Annotated in this window: 14 protein-coding genes; 9 read left to right on the top strand and 5 right to left on the bottom strand. The window is 67.1% G+C overall.

Annotation, left to right across the window (positions count from 1 at the left end; genetic code table 11):
* The first annotated feature begins 5 nt into the window (after positions 1–5).
* Positions 6–587: a hypothetical protein gene (locus AC3IT0_RS10575; protein ID WP_489323638.1), complete on the top strand. Its 582-nt coding sequence runs from the start codon at positions 6–8 to the stop codon at positions 585–587.
* 221 nt (positions 588–808) lie between these two features.
* Positions 809–2,404, top strand: a complete 1,596-nt coding sequence (locus AC3IT0_RS10570) for an HNH endonuclease signature motif containing protein (RefSeq protein WP_489323637.1) — start codon at positions 809–811, stop codon at positions 2,402–2,404.
* A gap of 62 nt (positions 2,405–2,466) precedes the next feature.
* Here the strand turns inward: AC3IT0_RS10570 and AC3IT0_RS10565 are convergent, their stop codons facing one another.
* Positions 2,467–3,408: a 5'-3' exonuclease gene (locus tag AC3IT0_RS10565; protein WP_489323636.1), complete on the bottom strand. Its 942-nt coding sequence runs from the start codon at positions 3,406–3,408 to the stop codon at positions 2,467–2,469.
* A gap of 380 nt (positions 3,409–3,788) precedes the next feature.
* Between AC3IT0_RS10565 and AC3IT0_RS10560 the strand changes: the two genes are divergently transcribed.
* Together AC3IT0_RS10560 and AC3IT0_RS10555 are read left to right on the top strand one after the other, a co-directional pair.
* Positions 3,789–4,604, top strand: a complete 816-nt coding sequence (locus AC3IT0_RS10560; protein WP_489323635.1) for an alpha/beta fold hydrolase — start codon at positions 3,789–3,791, stop codon at positions 4,602–4,604.
* 63 nt (positions 4,605–4,667) lie between these two features.
* On the top strand, positions 4,668–5,252 hold the full coding sequence (locus AC3IT0_RS10555) for a histidine phosphatase family protein (protein WP_489323634.1): 585 nt from the start codon (positions 4,668–4,670) through the stop codon (positions 5,250–5,252).
* 5 nt (positions 5,253–5,257) lie between these two features.
* Here AC3IT0_RS10555 and AC3IT0_RS10550 read toward each other — a convergent pair whose 3' ends face one another.
* Complete coding sequence (locus tag AC3IT0_RS10550; protein WP_252568731.1) at positions 5,258–5,563, bottom strand: putative quinol monooxygenase; 306 nt, start codon at positions 5,561–5,563, stop codon at positions 5,258–5,260.
* 155 nt (positions 5,564–5,718) lie between these two features.
* Here AC3IT0_RS10550 and AC3IT0_RS10545 point away from each other — a divergent pair, with 155 nt between their 5' ends.
* A complete protein-coding gene (locus AC3IT0_RS10545; RefSeq protein WP_489323633.1) occupies positions 5,719–6,258 on the top strand; it encodes a dihydrofolate reductase family protein in 540 nt (179 codons plus the stop codon).
* Here AC3IT0_RS10545 and AC3IT0_RS10540 read toward each other — a convergent pair.
* Genes AC3IT0_RS10540 through AC3IT0_RS10530 form a run of 3 tightly spaced genes read right to left on the bottom strand, consistent with a single transcriptional unit; the run spans position 6,255 to position 10,943 of the window.
* Positions 6,255–6,887, bottom strand: a complete 633-nt coding sequence (locus AC3IT0_RS10540) for a TetR/AcrR family transcriptional regulator (RefSeq protein ID WP_489323632.1) — start codon at positions 6,885–6,887, stop codon at positions 6,255–6,257. The two genes, AC3IT0_RS10545 and AC3IT0_RS10540, sit on opposite strands and share 4 nt — an antisense overlap.
* Positions 6,884–9,388, bottom strand: a complete 2,505-nt coding sequence (locus AC3IT0_RS10535; protein WP_489323631.1) for a PEP/pyruvate-binding domain-containing protein — start codon at positions 9,386–9,388, stop codon at positions 6,884–6,886. The genes AC3IT0_RS10540 and AC3IT0_RS10535 overlap by 4 nt, the downstream gene beginning before the upstream one ends.
* A complete protein-coding gene (locus AC3IT0_RS10530; RefSeq protein ID WP_489323630.1) occupies positions 9,381–10,943 on the bottom strand; it encodes an MFS transporter in 1,563 nt (520 codons plus the stop codon). The genes AC3IT0_RS10535 and AC3IT0_RS10530 overlap by 8 nt, the downstream gene beginning before the upstream one ends.
* A gap of 382 nt (positions 10,944–11,325) precedes the next feature.
* On the opposite strand from AC3IT0_RS10530, the gene rsgA reads away from it, so the two are divergent.
* From rsgA to AC3IT0_RS10510, 4 genes are all read left to right on the top strand, one after another.
* The gene (gene rsgA, locus AC3IT0_RS10525) at positions 11,326–12,513 is read left to right on the top strand and encodes a ribosome small subunit-dependent GTPase A (protein ID WP_489323629.1); all 1,188 of its coding nucleotides are present in this window, start codon (positions 11,326–11,328) and stop codon (positions 12,511–12,513) included.
* A gap of 179 nt (positions 12,514–12,692) precedes the next feature.
* Positions 12,693–13,991 carry an SWIM zinc finger family protein gene (locus AC3IT0_RS10520; RefSeq protein WP_489323628.1) on the top strand — a complete coding sequence of 433 codons (1,299 nt, stop codon included), beginning with the start codon at positions 12,693–12,695 and terminating at the stop codon, positions 13,989–13,991.
* Complete coding sequence (locus AC3IT0_RS10515; protein WP_489323627.1) at positions 13,988–15,439, top strand: DUF5691 domain-containing protein; 1,452 nt, start codon at positions 13,988–13,990, stop codon at positions 15,437–15,439. The genes AC3IT0_RS10520 and AC3IT0_RS10515 overlap by 4 nt, the downstream gene beginning before the upstream one ends.
* Positions 15,436–16,542: an ATP-binding protein gene (locus tag AC3IT0_RS10510; RefSeq protein ID WP_489323626.1), complete on the top strand. Its 1,107-nt coding sequence runs from the start codon at positions 15,436–15,438 to the stop codon at positions 16,540–16,542. The genes AC3IT0_RS10515 and AC3IT0_RS10510 overlap by 4 nt, the downstream gene beginning before the upstream one ends.
* Positions 16,543–16,544: the final 2 nt, after the last annotated feature.

Genomic DNA, 16,544 nt, shown 5'->3' with positions numbered 1-16,544 from the left:
GTCCAATGCAGCCGGTTCCGCGCATCACAGTGGAGGTTCCCGTCCTCATGGTTGGTGCGGGCCCGTCCGATTACGAGGCGCTGGGCAGCTATGTCAACGCCCTCCGCCGGCCGCAGGGGCTGCACCTGACACTGTTGCATGTCGGCATCCTGGCGGATTTTGCGCAGGACGTCGCGGACTGGACCAAGGGGATCACCCCGGCCGGTGAGGCCGTCCGGCAAACAACGGGCTGGTTGCAGGGTCTGCCCGTACTGGACGGGTTTGCGGCAACGTCGCAACAACTGATCGTGCTGGGAGGAGGAGGCATCTCCGGGCTCGAAGTGGACGTGCCCGATCGCGTGCACGACTACCAGGTGTCCCTGGTGCAGGGCCTGCATGATCTCCTGGACCGGCTCCTCGTGGACAATGTGGACGATTTCATCCTCAGCTCACCGGCGCTGGGCTACCGCTTTCCGCACTGGGTGCCCCATGTCGCCGTCGGCCGTCCACTGTCGCGGGAACGCGCGCCGCGGACGATTGCCCCGCTGACCGTCGTTTTTGGTCCGTCGCGGATCAGGAACGGCCGGTCCCTCACGGCAGCAGACTGAGCAGCCGGCGTGTCATTCCACTTTGAAAGTTGCCGGTACGCAGCACGGAGGACGACGGCGGGACCCACCGCCGTCGTCCGCTCCGCTGTGCATGCGGCCGCCCTGCGCGAACGGACAGTTCCGGCCCGCCCGGCCGGCGGGCCGAAAAACTTTTCAAAAGGTTTTCTCGGACCAGGCCGGACGGGTCCTTAAATGTCGTACCCCCTCATGATGATGGATCTATGGAACGCATCACAGCAGGTGAAGCAGTAGGGGCCCTTGAGGCTTCTGTCGCCGCGCTTGTTGTTCATATGCGCCGCGCCGCACCGGCTTTGGGCTCCACAGGTGCCGATCCTCTCCGGGACCAGGCGGATGCATGCCTCGACGGGCTCGAAGAAGCGGGAAGGGTGGAAGCCATGCTGGCAGCTGTGAAGGTGCACCTTACCGCCGCGTTCGCAGACAAGTCCATGAAAATGGCCGCCCCCGCCACGGGCCCGGGCCAGGACACCGCCCTGGAAATGAGTGTGGTGTCGGAACTCGCCTGTGTGCTGACCGTCAGCGAACCCGCTGCCGGGGACTTGCTGGCCCAGGCCCACGAACTGACTACTACCCTGCCCCTGACGCTCGCCGCGTTACAGGGTGGGAGCATTTCGTGGCAGCACGCCCGGGTTATGGTCGACGAAACAGCCAACCTCAACCCCGCTGACGCCGCCGCGCTGGAGGCGCACTTCCTTGACCCTAATGCGGAGAACGCGGCCTGTCGCTGCGCGGCCGGGGAAATGATCCCGTCCCGGTTCCGGCACAAAGCCCGGACCTGGCGCGAACGCCACCACCCGGACAGCATCGAAAAACGCCACACCCGCAGCGCCGCCGACCGGCGCCTCGAGCTCGCCCCGGACCGGGACGGCATGGCCTGGCTGAGTGCCTACCTCCCTGCGGATCAGGCCGCCGGGATCTGGGACCGCACCACCGCTGCAGCCCGCGCCCTCCAAGGCCCCACCGAGGGCCGGACCCTCACCCAACTCCGCGCCGATGTGGCCGCCCTGTGGCTCCTGGGCGGCACCGCCGAGCACGTGCCCTCACCCACCGCCCAGGTCCTGGTGACCGTGCCTGTATTCGCCCTTATGGGCCTCACCGACGAACCCGCCATGCTCGACGGATACGGACCCATCCCGGCGTCGATGGCCCGCCAACTTGTTGCCGAAGGGGCGTCCTCGTTCCACCGCGTCCTGACCGACCCCCGCGACGGGGCACCGCTGGAGATCGGACGGACCAGCTACCGGATCCCTGCCGCGATGCGCCAATGGCTGAGACTGCGGGACGGGAAATGCCCGTTCCCTGGCTGCAGCAACCAGTCCCTCGACAACGAAGCCGACCACCTGCTCTCCTGGGCGGACGGCGGCACCACCGGCATATCGAACCTCGGTTCGCCTTGCCCCAAGCACCACAGGCTGAAACACACCACAACCTGGACACCCACGGGGGCAGCAACCAACAACCCACCCGGCTGGACTTCACCGTCAGGCCGCCACTACCAAAGCGAACATCAGGACTGGGAACCACCCCACTGGCCACCCCAGATACTGGACGAGCTATGCCACCAGGAACCAGGCTCCGCACTGCCCAACGACGCCCCGCCCGACGAAGTCCCGCGTGACGGAACGGTGTCTAACGATGCCATGCTTGACGGCGCGCTGCCCGATTTTCTGCCCCCTGCAGACCGGTCGCCGGATCCCGCCTGGCTGCGGCAAGCCCTCGACGAACCGGGACCCTGCCTGTCAGTAGCTGACTTTCTCTGGCTATCAGAGCAGCCGTCCCCCAACCGTGCGGCACACTGACACCCACAGGCAGCGTCAGTGAGGCCGCTCCCGGACAGCACGGTCGGTGCGTATGCAGCAATTTAACGTTCGTGCCGGTCAAACGCGTCCAGCAGCCGTTTGACAGAGCCGCCCAGGTTCCATTCGACGGCGAGGCGCTCCAGCTCGGCGCGCGATTCGCCGTCGATGGGGTGCAGCTGGGCTCCCGCTTCCTCGAGGGTGGGAAGCTTGAGGTCACGCACAATTTTCACAACCGTTGGCGCGACCGTGAGGTAGTCGGCGGCCGCGGCCAGCTTCGAGCGAATGGACGCGGATACTCCGCCGCCCCCGTCAGCGGCTGCAGCGAGCAAGTTCTCCAGTGTGCCGTACTCGCCCAGGAGCGACGCAGCGGTCTTCTCGCCGATGCCGGCCACGCCTGGCAGCCCGTCGGAGGCGTCGCCGCGAAGGGTCGCGTAGTCGGCATATTGTTCGGGCAGCACGCGGTACTTCCCGACGACGACGGCGTCGGTCACGACTTCGAGGTTCCTCATGCCCCGCGCAGTGTAGATCACCCTCACCTGACGGTCGTCATTGACGGTCTGGAAAAGATCACGGTCGCCGGTGACCACATCGACGGGGAGGTCCGCGTGGCTGGCATAGGTACCGACGACGTCGTCGGCCTCGTGTTCAGCAGCGCCCACGATAGCGATGCCGGCCAGCTCGAGGACGCGGCGGATCATCGGAAGCTGCGCTTCGAGCGCGTCCGGGACCACCTCGACGTCGGGGGCATCCGACACCAGTTCGGCGACCCGGTGCGACTTGTACGTAGGGATCAGGTCCACACGCCACTGCGGACGCCAATCGTCGTCCCAGCAGGCAACCAGATGGGTTGCCCCGTAGTCAGTGGTGAGGCGGGCAATCATGTCCAGGAGGCCGCGCACGGCGTTCACCGGTGTTCCGTCAGCGCGGCGGAGGGTGTCCGGCAGGCCGTAAAAGGCGCGAAAGTACAGGGACGCGGTGTCGAGCAGCATCAAACGGTGTGGCATACCTGATCCTGACACGGAAGCAGCCGCTGGGCTAACAGGACTTCCGCTGTCCGGCGCGGATAGGCATGCCCACAAACGCTCCGGCGGGGTTAGGATGCCTCTAACGGTTCAAGCAGCGGGACCAAACCAACCTTGTCTGGGAGGTTCGACCTTGTCTCATGATGCCCCTGTTGCCCCGTCGCCCCGCACGCGTGTGAAACGGGCCAATGTTCAGCCAGCCTCAACGCGTCATGACGACCACGCTGGCCGGGACCGCCCCGCTGCGCCGGCCGATCGAACGGCCGCCCCTAACCGGTACGGCTTCAATCCGGAGCACTGGCCGGACTCATGAGCCCGGGCGCTGTCCTTTGCGGTGAGCGCAAGAATTAGAGGCTGACGGCATGCCCCGACTCAGTGTCAACGGCGTGGATCTCTTCTACGAAGAGCAAGGCCAAGGGACACCAATACTGTGCCTGCACGGAACGCCAAGTTCTGCGGTGATGTGGGCGGACGCCGCAAGCGAACTCGCCCGGCACGGCCGCTGCATCATCTATGACCGCAGGGGTTTCCACCGCAGCGCCCCGCCGCTGCCGTTCGTGGCCTTGGATTTGGTGGATCACGTCGACGACGCGGCGGGCGTCCTGGCGGCGCTCCATGCCGGGCCTGCTATCGTGATCGGCCGCAGCACAGGTGGCCTGATCGCCGTCGAACTTGCCCGCCGTTTCCCGGACAAGGTCAAAGCTCTGGTCCTCCTGGAACCGGCGTTGTTCACCATCGATCCGGTTGCAGACGCCTGGGCTCGCAGCCTGCGCCGCCGGGTGCTTGAGCGCTCGGAGGGTCGGCCCGGGCTTGCTGCGGAGAGCGTGATCCGGGAGGCCCTTGGTGATGCGACGTGGGAGTCGCTTCCAGCGGAGCTCAAGCAGATGTTTGCCGGCACCAGCCACGCCGTCCTCGCGGAAATCAATGGCCATGGCATGGATCTCAGCGACGACGCTCTGGAACTGACCGAGGACCAACTTGCCGGGATCCGCCGGCCAACCCTGATCGTTTCCGCCGAGGACTCCATCGAAGCGTGCCGGTTGGTGAACGCACGGTTGTCGGGCGCGTTGCCCTTTACGCATGAAGTCCTGGTCCCGGGCGGACACCTCATAGATCCAGCTCATGCGGCTGTCCTGGCCTTCATCGACCGCAACGCCGGACCGAACGCCTGGGCCTAGCAGGGATTCCTTTGCTCCTGACGGCTGCGGGACCGAGCCCGCAATCAGGGCAGAATAGACAGCATGACCCTAACGACCTTCGCCCTCATCCGCCATGGCCAGACAGACTGGAATGCCCAGCGCCGGCTGCAGGGAGCCACTGATATCCCGCTGAACGACGTCGGCCGCGGCCAAGCGCGCGACGCCGTTAAGGTCCTGTCAGGTTACGAGTGGGATGCGATCGTGTCCTCGCCACTGAGCCGGGCCGCGGAAACGGCGAACCTGATTGCGGACGGGCTGGGGCTTGGCGTGACCCGGCACATTCCGGAACTGACCGAGCGCAGCTTCGGACCGGCTGAGGGCCTGCAGGCCGGCGCAGAACTGGAGGCCCTGCGCATCCCCGGTGGTTACCGAGGCGCGGAAAGCGAGGACGAGGCAGCGTCCCGTGGGTTGGGGGCACTGGAAGCACTGGCCGATGAATTCCGTGGCCGCCGCGTCCTAGTAGTTGCCCACGGCACGCTCCTCCGTATGAGCCTCGGCCGTGCGATCGGCCGCACGCTGCACAGCATCGACAACGCCGTACTGAACCTGGCCCACCACCATGCCGTTGATGGCTGGGAGCTCGAATACTTCAACGGCGAGCGCGTCGTGGCGGCAGCCCAGGGCTGATCAGCTTAGGCGTCCGCGGTGACCTCGAAGGTTTGGATGGTCCTGCGCTCGAGCCGCGGGATAATCTGCGCAGCCCCGATCCGCTCGATATGCTCATATTCGCGGTGGGCGGCAAAACCGGCAGCATCCGTGTAGCGCTCCAGGATCACGATCTGCGCGGGGTCCTCCACTCCCTGGAAAAACTCGTAGGAAATGTTGGCCTCCTCTGTCCGCGTGGCTGCGGCCATCTCGCCCAGCAGGCCCAGGACCGTTTCGGTCTCTTCAGGTTTCACCTGGTAGCGGACCACCACCTGGAAGTATGTTTCTGACATATCGGCATTCCTTGCTCTCGGAAGTATGGGCTGCCCCCAACCCTATTGCTTTCCGTGGAGACCGCTGAGCCGCCACCACGAGTGTGTCAGCCGGGGTTTCCACCGGCGCACCGGTGGTCTTGACCCTCGAATCAGGGCTGGATAGCGTCGCGATTATGGGCACCATATTTGGCGGCATGGCGGTCAGCCTCGATGGCTACATCCGTTCAGAGAGCGGCGACCTGTCATGGCTGAACGATGCCATGGCCAAGAATGAGGACTACGGATTCGAGGCGACCGAGCGCAGGACCGGCGCCTATGTCATGGGTGCCAATACCTACCGGGAAATGGCGGGTATGGGCGGCGGGGGCTCCGCGGTTCCCACGTATGTTCTCACCCACGATGACACTCTGGCCACGGCACGGAACACGCATCTGTACGCCGGCGATTTGGGCGATCTTGTCGCCCGGATAAAGTCCGCCATCCCTGAGGAGAAGGACATTTGCGTGTTCGGCGGCGGTCAGCTCCTCACTGAATTCATCGAGCTGGGCCTGCTGGACGAACTGGGCGTCGCCGTCGTGCCGGTCATCCTCGGCGGCGGAGTGCCAATCTTCGGCAGGATCAGCCAATGGAAAAAGCTTTCGCTCCGGGAGTGCCGCTCCTTCCCGTCCGGTATTGTGCTGCTGGACTATCAACTGACCGGCCCCACCGGCTAACGGGAACGGCGTGGCAGGTTGTTCTTCGGGTCGACGCCGAACAGAGGCAGTACCACTTGGTCCACAATCCCCACCAGGAAGTCATCTTCGATCGGTCCCGAACCGAAGATGAACCGTTGCCTCAAGAGGGCGGGACCGGCCTCGATCCTGAAGTCGGTCACGAGGTCCGGCTCGCATTCGCCCCGATTGACCGCGTTGGCAAGGATTTCGTGCATCATCCTGTTGGCGTTTCCGCGCGCGAATTCTCGGACCTCGGCGGCAACGTCGGGGTTCTGCAAGGCCTCACCCAGCACTCCACGCATGGCCTGTCCCACGATCCCTTCCAGCAGCCGGGCGCCTTGCCGCATGACGGTCAGGGTATCCAGGCGCAGGCTGCCGGTATTCGGGACGGCGCCGGGGCCGGGCATCGCCTCGTAGGCGGCGTCCAGTACCAGGGCGGCGCGGCCAGGCCAGCGACGGTAGAGCGAGGCTTTGCTTGCGCGCGCACGTTCGGCGACGCGGTCCATGGTCAGGGTGGAGTAGCCGGATTCGGCGATCTCGGCCAAGACGGCATCGAAGATCGCCCTGCTCAGCACCGCACCGCGGCGGCGCGGCAGCTTTCGGTGGTCCGGGGCCGGCGCAGCGGTCACGCCGATGGCCCGGCAACAGCAGCAGTGACCCGGCCGCGGGTGCCGTCCACAAGAACCAGTTGGCCGTCCTGCAAGGCACTGGTGCCTGACCCGGTGCCCATGACGGCGGGGATCCCGTATTCCCGGGCGACGATGGCTGCATGGGAAGCAATCCCGCCGGCGTCGACCACAACAGCGGCTGCACGCTGGAACAGTGGCGTCCAGGATGGATTGGTATAGGGGCAGACAAGGATCTCGCCACTGCGGAGCAACCCGAATTCGTCCGGCCCCCGGATGATCCTTACCGCTCCGAGGGCCTGGCCACGGCTGGCTGGCGTGCCGGAAACCAGGGCGCCCGGGCTCCGGCGTCCGTGCTGGAACAACGTGGCAGTATCCAGTAGCGGAATACCGTCCAGTTCCCGGCGTTTGGCGGCCCTGGCCACCACCAGGCGGCGGTAACGTTCCCGCTCCGCGGCCGGCAGCGCGCCGCCGTCGTCCATTTCCGCCAGTTCTTCAAAGCGCAGGTGATTCACATCGGCTGGATCCGCCAGCACACCGGCCTCGCACAGCCTCCGGCCCAGCTCCGACAGCGCGCGGCGCAGCGGCGGCAGCACCATGGTGGCGTAGAAGTGGCTGTCCTCGCGGAAGGCCATGCCGGCCTTGGCGGCGTCGACGGCGGACAGCAGGTGCCGGCGCACGGCTGTGATTCGCAGGGCAGGATGTCGCTTCAGTTCCGCCAGTGCCTGGCCGGTCTGGTCTGTGGCCGGTCGCCGCTCGCCCATCATCGACGTGATCAGCCCGAGAACCACCTCGGGGGCATCGGACCAGGTTGGTGAACTGCTCATCACCACGCTGACGGTTTCGCGGTGCCCGTATTCGGCCAGGAATGCCTGGAAACGTGCGTGGAACTCCCTGAATTCCGGGTCGTGCTCAAAGCGGGACAGCAGTTCGCCCGGTGCCAGCGTCGTAAAGGCCCGCGCCAGCTCGCCATGGGGCCGGACCCGGTCGGCCAGCTCCTCCAGCGCACGGTTGGCCTGGCTTGTGCGGGTTTCCGCGCCCGCGATGAGTGCCGAGCCAAGGTGCCTCTTGCCCAGCAGCAGGAGCATCAGGCGCAGCTTCAGCTGGGGAAGAAAGGCTCCCGGCAGGTATGAGATCCGCAGCTCGGTGATCCCGCGCATCGTGGCGTAGGCGTCCTCCGCGAGCCCAACGACCCCTCGCCATGACAAGGACCGGGGATCCTGCCCTGCGAGCCGCCGGACGTTCTCCAGGAACGCGGCGAACCTGCTGTCCTGGGTCCACCGGGCAGGATTGAACCGACGGGCACGGCGTGCCACGGAAACCGGCGCGCCGAGTGTGCGCACCGTGGGGCGAGGCGTCGGCGGAACCAGCCGGATCACCACGCCGTCTTCCTCCGGCAGCAGCTCCTTCACCGACGGGAAGACGACCCCGACGCTTCCGGCCATGCCGTGGAGCATGGCCAGGATTCCACGCTGCATCCAGCCCGACACGTCCAGCGGATAGGGACGGATCTGGAACATCTCGACGAAGAACGGGCCCACGACCCGTTGGAACGGGTTGAGGCGCATTGGCTGCGGCGGCAGGGCCGTCATCGGACGCGCCTGAACGACGTATACGCGCCCGCCGGCGATGGCCCATTCCATGTCCTGCGGCCGGCCGAAATGCTCCTGGGCCCGCAGAGCCAGCCGCGCCAGTTCCGCCAGGTGCTCTTCGCCGAGGGCCGGACGGGTACTGCCGGTGCCGGCGCTCTCCTCCGTGCCCCCGCCTGCCGAGGCCCGGATGACCACCTCGTGCGCGCCGGGGGTAAACGATCGCGTCCGGCCGGTGCCATCCAGCACGTAGTGCTCCGGCGTGACCCGCCCGGAAACCACCGCCTCGCCCAGGCCCGGGCTTGCATCGATCACGATTTCGCCCCGTTCGCCCGTCACCGGGTTCGCGCTGAACAACACTCCGGCGGTGTCCGCCGGAACCATATCCTGAACGACGACGGCGATGGACACCTCCCGCGGGTCGATCCCCTGGCGCTGTCTGTAAGAGATGGCGCGGTCCGTCCACAACGAGCCCCAACACTCCACCACGGCCTGGATCACCGCCTGCTCGCCGACAACGTTCAGGAACGTGTCCTGTTGCCCGGCAAACGCGGCACCGGGCAGGTCTTCGGCGGTGGCGCTGGAACGCACGGCCACCGGTCCGCCGCCCAGGGCTGCATAGGCCGCAGCAACGTCCGCGGAGACGCGCGCCGGAATTTGGGCTTCGGTAAACAGCGCCCGGATCCGTGCTCCGGCGTCTTCGGCTTCGGCTTCGGCTTCCAGCAACCTTTCCAGCTCGGCACCCAACCCGGTTTCCGCCAGTAGGGTGGCGTAGGCGGCGGTGGTGACGAGGAAACCCGCAGGAACCGGGAAACCGTGGCGCACGAGTTCGCCGAGATTCGCGCCCTTCCCGCCGGCCGACGCCAGGTCCGCGGCGCCGAAGTCTGCGAGCGTACCCGTAAATTTTTCAGTCATCCGAGGCTCCTTGGGGACGGGGGTTGGGGTTGGGGTTGGAGCGGCCCTGGCCGGAATCGGCATGCGCCGTAGTGCGCAGTTCCCGTTCAGGGAGGGAAAGAGTCAGCACAAAGGCAATCGCGAGCACGATCGCCGCGTAGCCGAACGCAGGCGGCAGCGCCTGACCGAAGGCCACCGCCACGGCGGAGCGGTCCGCCGCCGGCAGCTCCGCCAGCATTTTCGGCGTGAGCGAATTGATCCTGTCGCCGAGTTGGGCTGCCAGTCCTGCGGGGACCGCAGCGGCGAAGCGCACGGTGATGAGCGATCCCAGCACCGCGACGCCCACGGAACTGCCCACTTGCCGCAGGAAGGTTACGGTGGAGGTGGCGGCACCGAGATCGCGCAGTTCCACGGAGTTCTGCACCACAAGCACCATGACCTGCATGACGAGGCCGATCCCCAGCCCCAGCAGCAGCATGGCTACCAGGACCAGCAAGAGGCTGCTCGTCGAATCCAAGGTGCTGAACAGCCACATCCCCGGCGCCGCCAGCAGCGTCCCGGCGATCGGGTACTGCTTATAGCGCCCGGTGCGCGTAATCAGCAGCCCAGAGGCCGCCATCGTCAGCAGAATGCTGGCTACCAGGGCAATCAGCATGGCCCCGGACGCTGTGGCAGACAGACCCATCCCGACCTGGAGGAAGGCCGGCAGGTAGCTGACGGCCGCGAACATGGCGAAACCGAGGAGGAAGCTGATGGCGGTCGGAATGGTGAAGGCCGGGTCTCGAAACAGGGCCAGCGGGACGATCGGATCGGCCGCCAGGCGTGCCGTCAGGACCCAGCCAGCCAGCGACGCCGCTGCCACCGCGGCCAGGACCGGTACGAGCCACTGGGGTCCGGCATAATTGCCGACGCTGCATAGCAGGATGATCGCCACGAAGGCCAGGCTCAGCAGCGCCGCGCCGCCGTAGTCGATGCGCCGGCCCCGCGGTGGCGCCGGCAGGTGCAGGGCCAGCGAAACCACGGCGAGGGCCGTGAGCCCCACCGGCACGTAGCCGTAGAAGATCCACCGCCAGGACAGTGTGTCAACGACCGCCCCGCCGGCCAGGGGACCGACGACGGCCGCCACAATGTAGGCCACTCCGATGATGCCGAGGAATTTCCCGCGCTCCCGCGGGCTGACGAGTTCGCCGATGATGGCCTGGGCTCCGATCATCAGACCGCCGCCGCCGATTCCCTGCACGGCCCGGAAGGCGATGAGTTCGGGCACCGACCGCGCCAGTCCACACAGGACGGCGCCGACGACGAACAGAACCAGCGAAGCCTGCAGGACGAGCTTGCGACCGAAGGCGTCCCCCAGCTTTCCTGTGAGGGGCATGGCCGCCGTAGCTGCAACGAGGTACCCGGTAATGATGGCGGGCATCTGGTCCAAACCACGCAGGTCACCGGCGACAGTCGGTAAGGCAGCAGCCATGACCGTTTGGTCCAGAGCCCCCAGAAACATCACCAGCAGAATTCCCGGAAGCGCCCCACGGATGGCCGTCGGAACTGCGGTGTTTCGGCGCTGCTTGCTGCTCATTGAAGGATCCCAGAAGTAGAGAACCGTTAGTTCTCTATAAGCTACGCCGCTGTGTCTGGAGCCCGCAAGGTTCCGCGTTGATTGTGGACTGCGCCATACGAACGCCAGCGGCGCCAAGCGGGAACTTCCCTACCCAACGCGACCCCGGGCAGCTACACTCAGAGCCGAGAGTCCGTGACGGCACCCGGACACCTGGAGAGAAACGGAGGTGGTTTTGATGACTGCTACAGCCCCGCGCCCAGAGCGCCCCGCACACTTCAAACCAATCACCACCGTCTCCAGCATCCGCACAGCGTAAGCGCGCAACAAACTAACTGACAGGCCTAACAGCCGCAGGTCTGCGCTGATTCCTGAGTCTGGAGACCTCTCCCGAGGACTCACCTTGAACAATTCCTCAGGCACAAGCCTGGAAAGCTCCGCCCCATCCACCTCCAGCCCCGACGGACCCGACGGACCCACAACGTACGGCTACTCCCCCACCGTCGCCGCCTACTTTGACGCCCACCAACCCCAGCACCAGGGCCGCCACCCAGCCATCATGCAATACGAGCGAGGACGGGTGGTGCGCCTGGACCGCAGCCTCGTGCTCACAGCCGTTGGCCGCGAACTTCTCCACCTGCCGTACCCGCTCGACGCCGGCATTCCCGTCACCGGCGACTGGGTCTGGATCGGGCCCAACCGCGCGGGCGGCCGCCAGATCACCGGGATCCTCCCGCGCCGGTCTGAGCTCAGCCGCAAGCGCGCCTTTGAAGACTCCTCGGGGGCGCAGGTCCTGGCCGCGAACATGGATGTGGTGGGTGTAGTGGTCCCGGTGGACCGGCCGCTGACGCACAACCGCCTGGAACGAACACTCGTGGCCGCCTGGGATTCCGGCGCGGTTCCGCTGGTGATCATCACCAAAGCCGATCTTGCAGACATAGCGGACGACGTCGTCGGGAAGGTCATTCTGCAGGCGGCGGGCGTGGACGTGGTCACCACGTCAGCCGAAAACGGTGACGGGATCGATGCGCTGCTGGCGCACTTGCCGCCGCACGGCACGATGGTCCTCCTGGGCCCCTCGGGCGCCGGCAAGTCCACGCTCATCAACGCTCTGGCGGGTCGCGAGGTCCAGCACACCGGCGAGGTCCGCTCCGGCGACTTCAAAGGCAAACACACCACGACTTCGCGCGAACTCGTGCCGCTGGCGAACCGTGCCGTCATCATGGACACCCCTGGCGTCCGCGGATTCGGCCTGTTCGACGCCGACGAAGGCCTGGGCGAAATGTTCGGGGACGTGGAGGATTTGGCCAGCCGCTGCCGGTTCGCGGACTGCGCTCATGAAAGCGAGCCGGGCTGCGCCGTGCAGGCGGCGTTGGCGGACGGGACGATCGACGAGCGCCGCTGGCTCAGCTACGGAAAACTCCAGCGCGAACTCGCCGCACTGGCCCGCCGCACTGACGCGGCCGCCCGCCGCGCCTACCAGCGCGAGTGGCACCAGAAGGTGGTGGTGGCAGGGAAGTCGCAGCGTTCCGCCGAGCGTGACAGCTCCGAGCGGCGGGAGGAGCAACGGTCCAAGCGGAGACGGCGATGAGCCGACGGTTCAGCGCCACAGATCCTCGTCATAGCCATAGAGACGGCGCCTGGCCTTCGGCTCGTCGGGAGAACTTTTCTGGGCCACATAGTGCACTCCTAACGCTGGTGACGCTCGCGCCGCCGCCACGCCGCGCCGCCTCGCTTGCGCTTCCTGTGACATCGGGCACAATGTGCTTCATGGGGCGTTGGAGCGAGGAGCGGGTGATCAACGCCGCTCCCGACGCATCTTCCCTGGCAGCCGCCCGTAAGCTGGCACGTCAGGGCCCATGGTCCGATACAGGCAGCAACGATGTCCTGGTCTGGGGCAAGTGCCAAGGCAGCGGCAAGACTCCCTACCAGGTGAGCGTGGATACTGCCGCCCCCGCCTACCGTTGCTCCTGCCCCAGCAGGAAGTTTCCCTGCAAGCACGCGCTGGCGCTGCTGCTTCTGTGGTCCCGCGGTGAAGCGGCCGACGCCGGCGCGGAGACCGCCGATTTCGCCCAGGAATGGGCGGCCCAGCGGGCGGAACGGGCCACCGTAAGGGAGCGGCGCCAGACTGATCAACCGGTGGATCCGGCGGCCCAGGCCAAGCGGCTGGCCGACCGAATGGCCCTGATGGATGCCGGGATGGACGACTTTGCCCGCTGGCTGACAGATCTGGTGCGGACAGGCCTGGCCACTGCCCGCACCCAGCCGTATTCCTGGTGGGACGGAGTGGCAGCACGGCTCGTCGACGCCCAGCTCCCAGGATTGGCTGAACAGGTGCGGGCCATGGGATCGGATGTGCATGCACGGACCGATTGGGCAGATCACCTGCTGCTGCGGGCGGGCCGCTGGTGGGCAGTGACCAAGGCGTGGCGCAAGCGGGACACCTTGAGCGGCCAGGAACTTGCGGATCTCCGTGTGGCCGTCGGCTGGGCCACGCCTGCCGCCGACGTTCAGGGCACCGAGGCACTGCATGGGCCGTGGCTGGTGCTCGGCGCCCACCGCAGCGACGACGGGCGGCTCCAGCAGCAGCGGACCTGGCTCCGCGCACCCGACGGAACGGTCGTCGTCGTCCTTGATTTTGCTACCCAGAGCGAGGCGCTGGCGACACCGCAGCTTGCGGGCGCGGTGCTGGATGTCACCGTGGCGCGGTACCCCGGATCCGGGCCACAGCGAGCAATGTTCACCAGCCCTGTTCAGCCGCAGGGAATGGCAACCAGCTTTGGAGAGGGCGGCAGCATTCTGCAAGCGCTCGAAGCTGAATCGGCTGCCGTGGCGCTCTCCCCGTGGCGTGAACGCCACCCCGTGCTGCTGGCCGGAGTGCGGGTCTCCCCCGGCGACCATGGCTGGCTCAGCGACGGATCCGGCAACGCCCTCCCCCTGGTCGACGCACCCCTGGACTCGCTGCTTGCCCTGACCGGCGGCCATCCGGTGGACGTCTTCGGAGAACTGGAGGCGGGCCGCATCCGGCCCCTGTCCGCCGTCGTCGGTGGAACGGTGGTGACGCCATGACCTGGCTCGCCGAACTTCGAACCGCAGCGCTCGTAGGAACTGCGCGGCACGCGGCACCGCCCCCTCCCAGTGAGCTGGGCGTCCGCCCACCGGATGGCCTGTCCAGCGAGGAAGCGCTCCTTGCTCAGGCGGCGTTGGCGGACACCGCCACGCGTGCGGGACGACGTTCCATCACACTGGACGCTGCTGACCTACCCGAGCCCGCGCCGCCGGACGATGTCCCCGAAGCCTCCGGTGAAGCCGCCAGGCTGCTGGACCTCCTGCTGACCCAGCCGCCCGTCGGGCTGGAACTCCGCGACCAACTGGTGACGGACTGGCTGCAGACCGCCGGAGCCTCCGGACAACGGGTTCCGCACCGGCTGCTGCCCAAGCTGCTCTCCCTGGCGGAAACCAAACCCGGCGTAGCCAGGCACTTGAATCCAGCCATCGGAATCCGGGGCCGCTGGCTCCAGGATCTCAAGGCCGGTAGCCCGGACCCGCTCCCTGCAACGCCGGCCGACTGGGCGGAGCTGACGAGTGCTGACGCCACCGCGGAGCTTGGACGGCTTCGTGCCGGTGATCCGGCTGCCGCCCGCGAACAACTGGCCACGCACTGGGACGCCCTTGGCGCCCGGGAGCGCGCAGCCCATCTGGCCACCTTCGCCACAAACCTCAGGGACGACGACGAGGAGCTGCTGGAGCGGGGCCTGGACGACAAGGCCAAGAGCGTGCGTGAGGTCGCCGCCGGCCTGCTGGACCGGCTCCCCGCCAGCGCCCGCGCAGGCCGCATGGCCGCCCGGCTGCTCCCGCTGCTCCACGTCAAGGGCGTGCTGCGCAAACAGTTCGAGATCGACCTGCCGCCGGAACCCGATCAGGCTGCCCTGCGGGACGGGATCGCTCCGGACCCGCGCACTGGGGAACCCGACCGGCTGGGCCGGCTTGACGCCGTCGTCCGCGGCGCCCCGCTCGATGTCTGGACGACGGTGTCCGGCCGCAGCCACGCGGCGACCGTGGCACTGCTTACGGGCGAAGCCCGCGTCCTGGAAACGATCCTCACCACTGCGGTGCTACGGGCCGATCTCGACTGGGTGCGTGCGCTGTTGGAGGTCCGCACCGACCTGCGGCTCCTGCAGATCCTCCCCCCTGACGAGCGTGAGGACACGCTGATGCGGCACATCCGGGCCGGCACCGCAAGCCCGTTCCTGCTGGCCACACCACTGCGTGACATGCCACGACCTTGGGGACCTGCCCTGGCTGAGGCCGTGCTTGAGCAGATCTCCGCCACGAACGGCGGCCAGCTGGCGGCGCTGCTGGCCGCCGTTCTTCCTGCGGCACTGCCGCCGGAGGCGGCCCCGCACTGCCGGCGCCTGCTCGAGCAGTCCGACGACGACGCAGGGCGCCGCCGTGTGCTTCGTGATGCCGTGCAATACCAATCATTCCGACAATCCCTGACGGAGGCTTTTCAATGACCGATGCCCAGACCGACACAGACGTTCTTCGCGCCCATGCCGAGAACGCCTATGCCGACGAGCTCACCGCATTGGCCGCCGTCGACGACCGGCCCCGGCCGCCCAGCTGGCGGCTGTCTCCATGGGCGGTGACCACCTATATCCTGGGCGGCACCCTGCCGGACGGAGTGCAGATCACCCCGAAATACCTGGGTTCGGAGCGGCTGGTGGAAATCGCCGTCGCATCCCTGGCCACGGACCGGGCCCTGCTGCTGCTTGGTGTGCCGGGCACCGCGAAGACCTGGCTGGGCGAGCACTTGTCGGCCGCCGTTTCGGGATCCTCCACCCTCGTGGTGCAGGGCACTGCCGGCACGCCGGAAGAGGCACTGCGGTATGGCTGGAACTATGCGCGGCTGCTCGCCGACGGGCCGTCCCGGGCGGCAATGGTCCCTGGGCCGGTGATGCGCGCGATGGAAACCGGAAGCCTGGTACGGGTGGAAGAACTGACCAGGATTCCGTCCGATGTGCAGGATTCCCTGATCACGATCCTCAGCGAGAAGACCCTGCCGATCCCCGAACTCAATGAGGAAGTACAGGCGCGGAAGGGCTTTAACATCATCGCGACGGCCAACAACCGGGACAAGGGCGTGAACGATCTGTCGTCGGCATTGCGCCGCCGCTTCAACACCGTGGTGCTGCCACTGCCGGACAGCATCGAGCAGGAGGTCGAGATCGTCACCGGCCGTGTCCGGAGCCTCGGCACTGCACTTGAACTTCCAGCCGACCTTGCCGCGCTTTCCGAGGTCCGCCGTGTGGTCACCGTCATGCGTGAGCTGCGCGCCGGCGTGACCCAGGACCAGCGCACAACCATCAAATCGCCTTCCGCGACGCTGTCCACTGCTGAGGCCATCTCGGTGATGACCAACGGGCTTTCCCTCGCAGCCCATTTCGGTGACGGAACGGTCCGGGCCCAGGACGTGGCGGCCAGCCTGGTGGGCGCGGTAGTCAAGGATCCCGTGCAGGACCGCGTGGTCTGGCAGGAGTATCTGGAAACCGTCGTCCGGAACCGGCCGGAGTGGAAGGACCTGTACCGGGCCTGCCGCGACCTCGAATCGTCGAACTGACC

This window comes from Pseudarthrobacter sp. KH_020_B (genome assembly GCF_057840185.1).
This window is presented reverse-complemented; position numbering and strand designations above follow the sequence as displayed.

Bases quoted from the DNA above. Each gene is read 5' to 3' on its own strand.
- AC3IT0_RS10575 (WP_489323638.1), top strand. From the start codon at position 6: ATGCAGCCGGTTCCGCGCATCACAGTGGAGGTTCCCGTCCTCATGGTT.
- AC3IT0_RS10570 (WP_489323637.1), top strand. From the start codon at position 809: ATGGAACGCATCACAGCAGGTGAAGCAGTAGGGGCCCTTGAGGCTTCT.
- AC3IT0_RS10565 (WP_489323636.1), bottom strand. From the start codon at position 3,408: ATGCCACACCGTTTGATGCTGCTCGACACCGCGTCCCTGTACTTTCGC.
- AC3IT0_RS10560 (WP_489323635.1), top strand. From the start codon at position 3,789: ATGCCCCGACTCAGTGTCAACGGCGTGGATCTCTTCTACGAAGAGCAA.
- AC3IT0_RS10555 (WP_489323634.1), top strand. From the start codon at position 4,668: ATGACCCTAACGACCTTCGCCCTCATCCGCCATGGCCAGACAGACTGG.
- AC3IT0_RS10550 (WP_252568731.1), bottom strand. From the start codon at position 5,563: ATGTCAGAAACATACTTCCAGGTGGTGGTCCGCTACCAGGTGAAACCT.
- AC3IT0_RS10545 (WP_489323633.1), top strand. From the start codon at position 5,719: ATGGGCACCATATTTGGCGGCATGGCGGTCAGCCTCGATGGCTACATC.
- AC3IT0_RS10535 (WP_489323631.1), bottom strand. From the start codon at position 9,388: ATGACTGAAAAATTTACGGGTACGCTCGCAGACTTCGGCGCCGCGGAC.
- AC3IT0_RS10530 (WP_489323630.1), bottom strand. From the start codon at position 10,943: ATGAGCAGCAAGCAGCGCCGAAACACCGCAGTTCCGACGGCCATCCGT.
- AC3IT0_RS10520 (WP_489323628.1), top strand. From the start codon at position 12,693: ATGGGGCGTTGGAGCGAGGAGCGGGTGATCAACGCCGCTCCCGACGCA.
- AC3IT0_RS10515 (WP_489323627.1), top strand. From the start codon at position 13,988: ATGACCTGGCTCGCCGAACTTCGAACCGCAGCGCTCGTAGGAACTGCG.
- AC3IT0_RS10510 (WP_489323626.1), top strand. From the start codon at position 15,436: ATGACCGATGCCCAGACCGACACAGACGTTCTTCGCGCCCATGCCGAG.